Here is a 12,463-nt window from a genome sequence, read left to right as displayed (position 1 = left end):
TTTATACTCCTTTTACGGTCGCGAGCGGGCGGCATTTGGCCGCGACGGAGGCAAGCTCCGCGCCAACGACGCTTTCGATAATTTGGTCTACGTTTTTGTAGGCTTGCGGCGATTCGTCCACGATCGCTTCCAGGGCCCGGTGAATGACGACGATCTCGTCCTCTTGGCCGACGAGAAGCGAGGAGGCGAATTCGTCGACGGTAACCAGCTTTTTGGTGGCGCTGCGCGACCGGATGCGCCCGGCTCCGTGACAGATGGAGTAAGCGTTGCGCGCCCCCTCCGGCCTGCCGACCATCAAATACGAAGCCGTCCCCATCGAACCCGGAATGAGCGCCGGGTGTCCCGTTTCGGCGTACGGCTCCGGGTTGGCCGGATGGCCCGGAGGCAGCGCCAGCGTCGCGCCTTTGCGGTGCACGAACCACGCGCGTCCGTCGCGTTCCTCTTCGCAAGCGTAGTTGTGCATCAAATCGTACAGCGTCCGCATTTCGAACGGAGCCGAGCGTGTCCCGGCACGCTTCCCGCACGGCGTACGCGATCAGATGGCGGTTCGCCGTCGCGAAGTTGAGAGCCGAATACATCAGATCGACGTACGTCCGGCCCGCCTCGCTGTCCGTCGGCGCGAAAACGAGCTTCGGATCGGCGGTGCCAAGCCCGAGCCTGCGCATCGTCTTCGCGACTTCCGTGCCGCAATACTGGTTGACCGCACCGCCCCAGGCGCGGGAACCGGAATGGATCATGACGACGACCTGGCCGTCGAACAGTCCCCATTTTTCGGCCGTTCCCCGATTCGCCTCGTCGATTTCGACCGCCTGAAGCTCCACGAAATGATTGCCGTTGCCCAGCGTCCCGAGCTGACGGTGCGCACGGTGCCAGACCGGCTCCGGGAGGCGGTTCAGCGCGTTTTCGTCGAAACGGAACCGGCTGTTTTCCACATGCGTGAGCGAAGTCGCCTTTCGCGGCGCGTAGGCGTCGGGGACGTATTTTTTCGGGAGTCCGTGCAAACCGTTTCGCAGAACGTCCTCGACGCGAAGATCGGAAAAATGTCCGCGCGCATGCTGCTCGACCGGCATCCGCTTCTCGATCTCTTTCACGAGCTTCCGCCGAAGCTTGACCTCCTTGATCTCCGCCGCGTGCAGGTTCGTCAAGTGAACCCGCATGCCGCAGCCGATGTCGCTGCCCACGATGGACGGGGAAACGTACGCCTCGCCCGCCTCCCAAATCGCCGTCGTCCCGATGCAGGTTCCGACGCCCACGTGGACGTCCGGCGTGTAGCTCATATAGCGGATCGCCGGAATTTGCAAATTGTTGTTCGCCATTTCGAACACTTTGGCTCCCATGGCGCCGTACAGCTCCTCGCCGGCATATACGTGCACGTCCCCCGCCGGGAGACGGACGGGCCGATAGTAGGAAGATAATTTTGGTGCTCTGAACATATAAAAATTTTAACTCCTTTTGTTCTTATTTGGATTGTGATTTTGCAGCGATTGGCGGCCCATTCCCGGCCCGCGGCCGCGATGTAGCGCACCGGGTGCTCCTCTTCGGGCCCATCCCCGACCCGCGGCCGCGATGTAGCGCACCGGGTGCACTTCTTCGGGCCCATTCCCGGCCCGCGGCCGCGATGTAGCGCACCGGGTGCACTTCTTCGGGCCCATTCCCGGCCCGCGGCCGCGATGTAGCGCACCGGGTGCTCCTCTTCGGGCCCATCCCGGCCCGCGGCCGCGATGTAGCGCACCGGGTGCTCCTCTTCGGGCCCATCCCGGCCCGCGGCCGCGATGTAGCGCACCGGGTGCTCCTCTTCGGGCCCATCCCCGGCCCGCGAACGCGATGTAATGCACCGGGTGCTCCTCTTCGGGCCCATCCCCGGCCCGCGGACGCGATGTAGCGCACCGGGTGCACTTCTTCGGGCCCATTCCCGGCCCGCGGCCGCGATGTAGCGCACCGGGTGCACTTCTTCGGGCCCATTCCCGGCCCGCGGCCGCGATGTAGCGCACCGGGTGCACTTCTTCGGGCCCATTCCCGGCCCGCGGCCGCGATGTAGCGCACCGGGTGCTCCTCTATCGCCCATTCCGCTTTCGCGAACGACAAAAAAAACCGCGAGCCCAATCGCTCGCGGCTGTTGCGTATGCCGATAAAAACGCACGCAGAATCCCGATGCCGGTTATCCTGCCGTAACGCCAAATTGCGCCCGCCGAGGCCGATGGACTTTGTCCCGATTATTCAGTTGCGGCTTCAACGACAGCGTAAGTTGAATGCGGGTCACGTCCGTCGACCTCCTTTCGCTTCAAGTTATTGCTTATCATAATGGCGAAAATAACCATTTGTCAACACAAAAATAAAATATTTTTATAGGGCCGGTTACTTTCATTTATCCGGTTGGTTTTCACGAATCGTCCGCTTTCGTCACATCTCGATCCCCAAGACGGCCGGTACGCCCTCGTCGTAATAATGCTTGATCGCCTTCATCTCGGTGACGAGATCGGCGGCGGCGATGATGTCCGGATGCGCGTCGCGGCCGGTGAGCACCAGATGCATGCCCTGCGGGCGGCGGCGAATGACGTCCAACACTTCCTGCAGCGACAGCACGTCGTCGACCGGAAAACGGTCGATCGCCAGCGCGTTGTTGATCTCGTCCAAAATGATCAGGCGCTCCTCGCCGTGCAAAATCCGCCGCTTGGCCAACTCCCAGCCGCTTCGCAGAGCTTCCCGATGCTCCTCCGGCGTCTTGGTCCAGGTGAACCCGATGCCCGTCTGGACGATTTCGACGCCGAGTTTCTGAAGGGCAAGCTGTTCCCCATAGCTGCGCTGGGGGGACTTGATGAATTGAATCGCCAGCACGCGGTGACCGCGTCCCGTCGCTCTCGCGGCCAACCCCATCGCCGCGGTTGTCTTCCCCTTGCCGTCCCCGGTATATACAAGCACCAGTCCCCGTTCCTTGCTCGGCTTTTCCTTAGCGGACAATCCATCGGAGCCAGCCATACCGGGCGCTTCTTCCTCGTTCCCGACGACCAATCCGGCAGTACCCTCAATTTCTCTCTTTCCCGTTATCCCACTGGTTCCACCCGCTCGATTCAACACGTCCGATCCCTCTGTCTCGCTCTTTCCCGTTATCCCACTGGTTCCACCCGCTCGGTTCAACACGTCCGGTCCTTCAGCCTCGATCTTTCCTGCTATCGCACCCGCACCCGTTCCATCCATTCGGTCCGACACATCCGAACCCACAGCCTCGCTCGTTCCCTCTATCGCATCCGGTCCATCCGTTCGTTTCGTCCCGCTCACCTTCTCATCCCTCCATCATCCGATAAATGTTCCCCACATCCAGGTGCTTGCGGACATGCTCCGCCAGCCGGTCGAACGCTTGCTTCCGCAGCTCTCCGAACCGGGTTGCTTCCAAAAGCGGCGCAAGCCCCTTGTCCGCGCGCAGCTCGTTCAGCCATTCCCGGCGCAGCGCATCGTTATGAAAAACGTCGTGCAAGTAGGTTCCCCAAACCTTGCCGTCCGCGGACATCGCCCCATCCCGATGCCAGGACCCGGGCTCTTCCGGCAGCCGAAGCGGTCGCAGCCGAAACGGCGCGTCCGCCGGCTCGAGCGCGACCGTCCGGCCCATATGAATCTCGTAGCCTTCGACATTCACTTCCCGCCCGCGCCGAACTTCATGGCCGCCTTTCCCGTCACTCGTTCGGTCCGCTTGTCCGCCGCGAACACCGTTTCCAACGGCAGCAAGCCGATACCGGCCGTTTCCGCCGCGGCGGATTCCACGCCTTCCGGATCGAGCAGCCGCCGCCCCATCATCTGGTAGCCGCCGCAAATGCCGACGACCCGGCCGCCGCGCTCCGCGAACGCCAGCAGCTTCGCTTCCAGCCCGGCCGCGCGCAAAAACCGCAAATCCTCCGCCGTATTTTTGCTGCCCGGAAGAATGACGGCGTCCGGCTCGCCCCAATCGGCAACCGAGGCCACGTAACGCACGACCGTATCCGGCTCCGATAAAAGAGGATCGACATCGGTAAAATTCGAAATCCGCGGCAGACGGAGCACCGCGATATCGAGCCTACGATCCGCGGAAGGGGCTCCCCCGGCGAGACGCCGCTTGCCGTCGAGCGAAGCCGAATCCTCGTCTTCAAGCGCCAGGTCCGGCAAATACGGGACGACGCCGACGACCGGCTTGCCGATGCGCCGCTCCAGCCAGTCGATTCCCGGCCGGAGCAGGGACGCATCGCCCCGGAACTTGTTGATGATCACGCCCCGAACCCGCTCCCGCTCATGCGGCTCCAGCAGCTCCAGCGTGCCGACGACGGAGGCGAACACGCCCCCCCGGTCGATGTCCGCGACCAGCAGCACCGGCGCATCGGCCCAGCCGGCAAGGCGCATATTGACGATATCCCGGTCCTTCAGATTCACTTCCGCAGGGCTGCCCGCCCCTTCGATCACGACGATGTCATAGGCCGCCCGGAGCCGTCCGAGCGCTTCCTTGACGATCCCTTCCGCATGCGGCAAATAGCTTTCCCGATACTCCCTTGCTCCGAGGTCCCGGAAAGGCTTGCCGTGAACGACCACCTGCGCCGACATTTCCCGGCTCGGCTTCAGCAAAATCGGGTTCATGTCCGTCGTGGCGGCGATCCCGCACGCGTCGGCTTGCATCCCTTGAGCCCGCCCGATCTCCTTGCCGTCCGGCGTCACGTAGGAATTGTTGGACATGTTCTGCGATTTGAAAGGGGCGACGCGATAGCCGTCCTGCTTGAAAATCCGGCAGAGGGCGGCCGTCAGCAGACTTTTGCCGACGTCGGAAGCGGTGCCCTGCAGCATGATCGTTTTTGCGGATTTCAATTCGCGGTCCGTATCCGACGACGTTTGCGCGGCGGCGTTAATCTCGCCAGCCGAATCCGGCATCGGCCGATGCCCGCCTTCCGCGTTCCGCACCGCGCCCGCTGCCTCATCCTCCCCATGAACGCTCCTCATCGCGCCCGCAACCTCATTCCCGCCGTCATGCCTCGCCATCGCAACCCGCCCCTTCCTTCAGCGCCGCAGCCAGCTCGGCAAGCAGCCGCTCGTTCTCGTGCCGCAGCCGAACCGCAAGGCGAAAATAACGCCCGTCGAGCCCCGCAAACAACGACGCGTCCCGAATCAGAATTCCGCGCCCCGCCATGCGGCGCTGAAGCTTCTTCGCGTTCCAGGGGCTGTCTTCCGGCAGCGAAACGAGCAAATAGTTGACCTCGCTTGGCACGACGGCAAGGCCGAGCGATTCGAGCCCGGCGACGAGCCGCGGCCGCTCTTCGGCCAGCCAGGCCATCGTTTTCGCCGCATAATCCGTTTCCCCGAGCAGCGCCTCGCCGATATGCTGGGCGAGAAAATTAACGCTCCAAGGCGGCTGAAGCTCCCGGAGACGGGCGATCAGCTTCGGATGCGCGACGACAAAACCGAGCCGGATGCCCGGAATCGCGTAAAATTTCGTCATCGAGCGAAAAACAACGATCCGCTCCGAGCTTGCGGCCTCGCGCAGCAGCGACGCCTCCTCCCCTCCCGGAACGAAGTCGATAAACGCCTCGTCGATCAGCAGCGTCGCTCGGGACGTCCGAAGCGCTGCAAGCGCATCGGCCGGAACGAGCCTGCCCGTCGGATTGTTGGGATGCCCGATAAAAACGCAGCTGCCTTCCGAAAGCTTCAGACCGGCCAGCATTTCCGCCGTCAGCTCGAAGCCGTTCCCGGCGGCGAGCGGCAGCTCCTTCGTCCGAACGCCCGCCTTCCGCAAGGCGTCGCCGTACTCGGCGAACGAAGGCTGGGCCAGCGCCGCTTCCCGCGGCGAAACGCCCCGAACGGCCAAATCGATCAGCTCCGCGGCTCCGTTGCCGACGAGGATGCTCTCCTCCGAAATCCCGTGCGTCTCGGCCAATTTGCGCCGCAGGCCGCGAACCGCCGGATCGGGGTAGCGCGCGATGTCCCGCCACCGCTCCCGAAAAATCGCCTCGACGCACGCCGGGGGCCCGGCCGGGTTCATATTGGCGCTGTAGTCGAGCCACCCCGCTTCCGGCTTGCCGAAGCTCTCCTCCGCCGTCGCCCAGTCGCCGCCGTGTCCGAATCGTTCCAGCATGACGCCGTCTCCCTTCTTTTTAAGCGTTATAGATAAAAACCGCCGCCAACAGCAGCAGTCCGATTTCCGCGCATTCGTTCAGCGCCCCGTACACGTCGCCGGTCAGCCCGCCCAGCTTGCGCGAAGCGGAAGCGGCCAGCAGCGCGCCGGGAACGTAAGTAAAAATCGCCATGACCGCAAGCATGACCGCCCCTTCCCGCCAGTTCCACCGGCCGGCCGCGGCCAGGACGACGGCGCCGATCGCGCAGGCGGCCGCGAACGCATAAACCGCATGCCGCGGCCGAACGGTGCGGAACAGCCCGCCGAGCCCTTCGCCGGGCAATCGCGCATACGGCCAGCCGGCGATCGCCGTCGACATGAAGGCCCGGCTCCAGACGGGGATCAAAGCAAGCGCGGCCAAGGCAAAGGCCGACGCCCCTTCGCCCTCCCCGAGCAGCACGGACAGCAGCGAAACCCGCAGCAGCAGCGAAAGCGTGCCCACGGCGACGCCCATCGCGCCGACGCGGCTGTCCTTCATGATCTCCAGCATTCGCTCGCGGGAGCGATGGCTGAGCAAGCCGTCGGCCGTGTCCATCAAGCCGTCGAGATGCAGCGCGCCGGACAAACCGATCCAGAGCGCCGTCAGCAGCACGGCCCCCGGGAGAGGCGGAAGTATGCGAGCCAGCCCCCACGCGGCTCCGGCGAGCAGCAGACCGATGACCAGGCCCGCGGCCGGGTAAAACGCGACGCTGCGCCGGCAGCTTCGCTCCGTGAATTCCGCCTCGACCGGCACCGGCACCCGCGTCAAAAACTGCATCGCGACGACGAACGGCTCGACCGCGCTTACCAAACGAGACTTAGCCATGCGCACAACAACCCTCCCGCCAACCAGAAACTGACTCCGTACAGAAGCCGGATCGTCCGGACGATGTCTTCGGCCTCCAACGGCCGCAGCGGCCAGCCGAGACGGGCCCGCTCGCTCGCGACGCCCCCGTACCGGTTCGTGCCGCCGAGCTCGAACCCGAGCGCCCCGGCCACCGCCGCTTCGGGGATGCCGCTGTTCGGGCTCGGATGCAGATGCGCGAACGCCCGGATCGAGCGCCAGGCCCTCCTCCCGGAGGCCAAGCGGGAGCAGGCTGCCGTCAGCGCCAGCAGCGCTCCCGCCGCCCGCGCCGGAAGCCAGTTCAGCACGTCGTCCAGCCGCGCGGACGCCCAGCCGAAATCCCGGTATTTTTCGTTTTTATAGCCGACCATCGAATCGAGCGTATTGGCCGCCCGGTACAGCATCGCAAGCGGCGCGCCCCCGATAAAAGCGAAAAAAAGCGGCGAAACGAAGGCATCCACCGTATTTTCCGCCACCGTTTCCACCGCCGCCCGCGCGACATCCTTTTCCGCCAGGCCGTCCGTGTCCCGCCCGACGATCCAGCCAGCTTTGATCCGGGCCTCGGCCAGATCGCCCCGCCGCAGCGGCCGGTAGACGAGCATAGCCGCGTCCTTCAGCCCTTTGACCGCCAGCGTCGTCGAAATAAACCAGACATTGACCGCATAGCCGAGCCAGGGGTGAATCCGGTCTGCAACCAGCCAAACGCCCCACATGAGCAAAAAAGAGGCCGCAACGACAGCAACCGTCAGGACGCAGCCTTTCAGCCGCAAAACGTTTCCGGACGGCCCGCGAAGCAGCCGCCGCTCCAGCAGGCCGATCAAGCGGCCGATGCCGACGACGGGGTGCGGCAGACGGCGCGGGTCGCCGATCAGCCAATCGGCCGCGATAGCCGCGACAAGCATCCCGAGCGTTTCCGGCAGCGAATAAAACATCATGCTCCGCTTTCCGTCCCCTCGTCACGCCAGCGGAACGCAAGGCTTTTCAGCTCGACCGGAATGCCCGCCGTCACCAGAAACACGCTGTCGCTCGCCGCCGCGATGCGCTGGTTCATGACGCCGGCCAAATCCCGGAACGACCTCCCGAGCCGGTATTCCGGCACGATGCCGTCGCCGACCTCGTTCGTCACCAACACGACGCGTCCCGAATAAGATTCGAGCACCCGCGCCAGCTCGTCGACCCGCGCGAGCACCCTCCGCTCGGCGTCCTCCGCCTCTTCTTCCGCGAGCAGCCAATTCGTCAGCCACAGCGTCAGGCAGTCGACCAGCACGACCGGCGCGTCCTCGCGCTCCCGCAGCACCCGGCACAGCTCGTAAGGCTCCTCGACCGTCTCCCAGGCGAACCCGGTCCGCTCCCGCCGCTCGCGGTGAAGCGCGATGCGTTGTCCCATCTCGTCGTCCAAAATCTGCGAGGTGGCCACATATACGCCGCGTTCGGCCAAGCGGGCCGCGTACTTTTCGGCGAACGAGCTTTTGCCGCTTCTCGCTCCGCCCGTGACAAGCACTACCATGCCCCTGCCCCCTAGCCTTTGGAAACGCCGGCGCTGTCGAACGTCGCCATTTCCCGCAAAATGCCGCAGGCCGCGTCGATCAGCGGAAAGGCGAGCGCAGCTCCCGTACCTTCGCCAAGCCGCATTTCCAATTGAAGCATGGGCGCAAGTCCCAGCTCCTCAAGCGTTCGCTTGTGACCCCGCTCGCTCGACAGATGGGAAGGAATCAGATAGGGTTTGACCCCTTCGGCGATCCGGCAAGCCGCGAGCGCGGCGACCGACGAGATAAAGCCGTCGATGACGACCGGAATGCCCATGGAAGCCGCACCGACAACGAGGCCGGCCAGTCCCGCGATCTCCAGCCCCCCGACCTTGGCCAAGGCGTCCACCGGGTCCTGCGGATCGGGACGGTTCAGCTCGAGCGCCCGTGCCACCGTCTCCCTCTTCAGGCGCAGCCCTTCGTCGCCGATGCCGGTGCCGCGTCCGACGACCTCCTCCGCGTCAAGCCCGGTCAGGGCGGCAAGGAGCGCCGAACTGGCCGTCGTATTGCCGATCCCCATTTCGCCGGTGGCCAGCACGTTATAGCCCTTCATCGACAAATCGTTAGCCACGTCCATTCCGGCGCGAATCGCCCGCACCGCTTCCTCGCGGGTCATCGCCGGCCCGCGCGCCAGATTTGCGGTGCCGCCCTCTCTCACCCTGCGCGAGAGCAGCTTTTCATGGACGATTTCAGGCCCTTTGACCCCCATATCGACGCAAACGACGTCCGCGCCGGCTTGGCGCGCCAGCACGTTGATCGCCGCTCCCCCGTTCAGGAAATTCGCCACCATCTGGCGCGTCACTTCCTGGGGAAAAGCGCTGACGCCTTCCTCGCATACGCCATGATCCGCCGCCATCACGACGACCGCCTTGCGCAGCCGCCCCGGCAGCTCGGGCGTGCCCATCGCGCCCGCCAGCTGCACGGCCACCGCCTCCAGCCTGCCGAGGCTTCCCGGCGGCTTCGTCAGCTGGTTCAGCCGGTCTTCTGCGGCCATCTGCGCCGCTTTGGCTGCGGGAACGATTTTTTCGGCCGCCGAGCGTATAAATGCCATATCTGTCGCTTCCGTTGACATCGGTTTTATCCGTCCCTTCTATGCCCTGCAGCCTCCGGCTGCAGCAAAATTTGCGGCGCTCCGGTTGCCGGATGCTTCGTGACGACCGTTCCGACGCCGTAAACGGAGCGAATTCGCTCCTCGGTCAGCAGCTCCTCCGGCGTTCCGATGCCGACCGCCTTCCCTTTGTCGATCAGGAGCAGCCGGTCGCAATAAAGCGCCGCCAGATTCAGATCGTGCAGCACCGCGACGACCGTCAGCCCCGCGGCCCTCCGCTGCCACAAGCGAATGCTGTCCATCAGCTGAATTTGCCGGCCGATGTCCAGATACGTCGTCGGCTCGTCCAGCATCAGCAGGCGCGGCTCCTGCGCCATGACCTTCGCCAGGGCGACGCGCTGCCGTTCGCCCCCGCTCAGAAACTCCAGCGTCCGCTCCGCAAGCTCGGTCAGCCCCAAATCCGCAAGAATCGCGTCGATCCTCTCGTCCGCGCTTTCCGGCTCTTCGCCCAGCCAGTTCTGATAGGGAAACCTCCCCATTTCGGTCACTTCCCGCACCGTGAACCCGACCTTCGGCAGCGCCTCCTGTTCCAGCACGGCGACGAAACGGGCCAGCTCCTTGCGGGTGAAGCTTCCGACCGTCCGGCCGCCGCGAACCTCGCGCAGGCCGCCGGGCGCGGATTCCGTAGCGCCTCCGAGCGCAACCTCGCCTTCGTCCGCCTTTTCCACGCCGGACAGGAGCTTGAGCAGCGTCGATTTGCCGCTGCCGTTCGGGCCGATGATGCCGAAAATTTCCCCTTCGTAAACGGAGAAGCCGATATCCGACAGCACCCGGCGTCCGTCATACGTTTTCCCAAGACGGTTCGCTAGAATCATGCTTCTACCCCCTGGCCCGGCTCCGGTTGCGCCGGAGCAAATAGGCGAAAAACGGCGCCCCGATAAAAGCCGTCACGACGCCGATCGGAATTTCCGTCGGCGACAGCAGCGTTCGCGCGGCCGTGTCCGCCAGCAGCATGTAGATGGCGCCGCCGACCGCCGACAGCGGCACGAGGAGCCGGTAATCGGGACCGGTCAGCAGGCGGATCAAATGCGGCACCACCATGCCGACGAAGCCGATAACCCCGGCCACGGAAACGGCCGCCGCCGTCATCAGCGTGCACACGACGAGAATCGTCACCTTCGTCCGCTCGACGTTGACGCCCAGATGCGCGGCCTGCCTTTCCCCCAAGGCGAACAAATTCATCGTCCGGCTGTAGCCGATCATGATGACGAGCCCCGCCGCCAAATAGGGCAGCAGCACGGCCGAGTACGACCAGCCGCGCAATGACAGGCTGCCGAGCATCCAGAAGACGATTTCGTTGATGACCTTATCCGATCTCGAAACCATGAACGAGACGAGCGAGCCGAAAAACGCCTGCAAAACGACGCCCGACAGCAGCAGCGTCTCCATCCGGATTTTCCCCTGGTCGCGGGCGAGCCGAAGCACGAGCGCCAGGCTGATCAATCCGGTCGCAAACGCGACGACCGGAATCGTCCATTGCGCGAACAAGCTGTAGCTGTACCCCATCAGGATAAGAAACGCCGCGCCTACCGCCGAGCCGGACGCGACTCCGAGCGTGTACGGGTCGGCGAGCGGATTGCGCAGTACGCCCTGAAAACCAGCCCCCGCTACCGACAGCATGGCGCCGATCAAAATCGCCAGCGCAATGCGGGGCAAGCGGATTTTCAGAACGATCTGCTCGGTCGAAGACTCCCAGTGGGGCGCGACGAGCGAGTCTCCGCCGGGCAGACTGTGCAGCAAAATGCCCCATACGTCCGCCAGGGGCAGACGCGCCGATCCCATGGAAAGGCTGAAAACGACCGTAAAGAGAAGGAGCGCCAGCGCAGCTCCTCCTCCAATCGCGCTTTTTCGCTTCATTCCTTCACCAGATCGGGATATACCGCTTTGGCGACTTCAACGAGCCCTTGCGTGATGCGCGGCCCCGGGCGCGACAGCACGTCCTGGTCGAGGCCGACGACGCGATTTTCGGCGATCGCCGTTATTTGATCCCAGCCGCTGCGGCCCTTGATCATCTCCTCCAGCGTCTTGCCCGACTCGCTGTCGGTCACGCCGAGCGTGAACAAAATGACGTCCGGATTTTTTTGCACGATCGTTTCTTCGTTGATTTGGTTCCAGCCCTCGGTATCTCCGGCCACGTTGATGCCGCCGGCCAGCGTGATCAGCTCGTCCATGAATTCTCCCTTGCCGACCGACCAGCCCGGGGAAAACTCGACATACACCTTCTTCTTGTCGGCTTCCGCCACGCCGGCCACCGCCGCGGCGACGCGCTCGACGTCTTCCTTCATCGAAGCGACGAGCGCCTCCGCTTCCTGCTGGCGATTCGTAATGATGCCCATTTGCAAAATGTTGTTCATCACGTCGTCGATCGACTTCGGATCGGTTTTGTACATGACCAGGTCGAGCGAACGCAGCTTGTTCAGCACGTCCTCCGGCATCGAAATGCCGGTTACGACGAGGTCCGGCTGAAGGGCGATAATCGCTTCCTCGTTCGGCTTCGTAATGCTGCCCACTTTATCCTTCGTCGTCGCCTCTTCCGGATAGTTGTCGAAATCGGACACGCCGACGACCTGCTCTCCCAGGCCAAGCGCGAACAAAATTTCCGTCTCCGCCGGAGAGGTGGACACGATCCGCCGCGGCGCCTGTTCGAACGTAAACGACTCGCCGGTCGCGTCCTGAACGGTCAGCGGATATTGCGTCTGCTTCGCTTCGCCGCTGTCGGACGCTTCCGGCGCCGACGACGCCGAAGCGCTCGGCGATGCGCTCGCGGAGGCGCTTGCCGACGCTTCGCCCGACGCGCCGCCCTCCCCGTTCGAGCTTCCGCAGCCCGCCAAAATCGACCCCGCCAGCAACAACGCGGCGAACCCCCACAAATAACGTTTCTTCAT

11 protein-coding genes and 1 pseudogene are annotated in these 12,463 nt (G+C 64.2%); all 12 read right to left on the bottom strand.

Going from position 1 to position 12,463, the window contains the following annotated elements:
- Position 1: 1 nt before the first annotated feature.
- The 12 genes and pseudogenes from JW799_RS15160 to JW799_RS15110 all read right to left on the bottom strand — a co-directional run bounded on the left by JW799_RS15160 (position 2) and on the right by JW799_RS15110 (position 12,463).
- Positions 2 to 1,433: pseudogene (locus JW799_RS15160) on the bottom strand (RtcB family protein).
- A 967-nt stretch (positions 1,434 to 2,400) separates the two neighbouring features.
- Positions 2,401 to 2,976 carry a cob(I)yrinic acid a,c-diamide adenosyltransferase gene (gene cobO / locus JW799_RS15155; protein WP_080834624.1) on the bottom strand — a complete coding sequence of 192 codons (576 nt, stop codon included), beginning with the start codon at positions 2,974 to 2,976 and terminating at the stop codon, positions 2,401 to 2,403.
- A 304-nt stretch (positions 2,977 to 3,280) separates the two neighbouring features.
- A complete protein-coding gene (locus JW799_RS29660; protein ID WP_338026273.1) occupies positions 3,281 to 3,631 on the bottom strand; it encodes a hypothetical protein in 351 nt (116 codons plus the stop codon).
- Positions 3,628 to 4,992 (bottom strand): cobyric acid synthase, encoded by a 1,365-nt coding sequence (locus JW799_RS15150; RefSeq protein WP_338026272.1) that lies wholly within the window; start codon positions 4,990 to 4,992, stop codon positions 3,628 to 3,630. Before JW799_RS15150 ends, JW799_RS29660 begins: the two co-directional genes overlap by 4 nt.
- Positions 4,979 to 6,082, bottom strand: coding sequence for a threonine-phosphate decarboxylase CobD (cobD, locus tag JW799_RS15145; RefSeq protein WP_205430530.1), 1,104 nt, complete (start codon positions 6,080 to 6,082; stop codon positions 4,979 to 4,981). The genes JW799_RS15150 and cobD overlap by 14 nt, the downstream gene beginning before the upstream one ends.
- Before the next feature lie 19 nt (positions 6,083 to 6,101).
- A complete protein-coding gene (gene cobS / locus JW799_RS15140; protein ID WP_205430528.1) occupies positions 6,102 to 6,926 on the bottom strand; it encodes an adenosylcobinamide-GDP ribazoletransferase in 825 nt (274 codons plus the stop codon).
- Entirely contained in the window at positions 6,905 to 7,879 is a 975-nt protein-coding gene (cbiB, locus tag JW799_RS15135) for an adenosylcobinamide-phosphate synthase CbiB (RefSeq protein WP_205430527.1), read from the bottom strand. The genes cobS and cbiB overlap by 22 nt, the downstream gene beginning before the upstream one ends.
- Positions 7,876 to 8,451 carry a bifunctional adenosylcobinamide kinase/adenosylcobinamide-phosphate guanylyltransferase gene (gene cobU, locus JW799_RS15130; RefSeq protein WP_205430526.1) on the bottom strand — a complete coding sequence of 192 codons (576 nt, stop codon included), beginning with the start codon at positions 8,449 to 8,451 and terminating at the stop codon, positions 7,876 to 7,878. The genes cbiB and cobU overlap by 4 nt, the downstream gene beginning before the upstream one ends.
- Positions 8,452 to 8,462: 11 nt before the next feature.
- Positions 8,463 to 9,521 (bottom strand): nicotinate-nucleotide--dimethylbenzimidazole phosphoribosyltransferase, encoded by a 1,059-nt coding sequence (gene cobT / locus JW799_RS15125; RefSeq protein WP_205430525.1) that lies wholly within the window; start codon positions 9,519 to 9,521, stop codon positions 8,463 to 8,465.
- Between the two features lie 26 nt (positions 9,522 to 9,547).
- Positions 9,548 to 10,393: an ABC transporter ATP-binding protein gene (locus JW799_RS15120; protein ID WP_205430524.1), complete on the bottom strand. Its 846-nt coding sequence runs from the start codon at positions 10,391 to 10,393 to the stop codon at positions 9,548 to 9,550.
- Between the two features lie 4 nt (positions 10,394 to 10,397).
- Positions 10,398 to 11,435, bottom strand: a complete 1,038-nt coding sequence (locus JW799_RS15115; RefSeq protein ID WP_080834637.1) for a FecCD family ABC transporter permease — start codon at positions 11,433 to 11,435, stop codon at positions 10,398 to 10,400.
- Positions 11,432 to 12,463 carry an ABC transporter substrate-binding protein gene (locus JW799_RS15110; protein WP_205430523.1) on the bottom strand — a complete coding sequence of 344 codons (1,032 nt, stop codon included), beginning with the start codon at positions 12,461 to 12,463 and terminating at the stop codon, positions 11,432 to 11,434. Before JW799_RS15110 ends, JW799_RS15115 begins: the two co-directional genes overlap by 4 nt.

Source organism: Cohnella algarum, from assembly GCF_016937515.1.
GTDB lineage: Bacteria > Bacillota > Bacilli > Paenibacillales > Paenibacillaceae > Cohnella > Cohnella algarum.
Note: the sequence above shows the minus strand (reverse complement) of the source record. Positions and strands in the feature narration are given on the sequence as shown.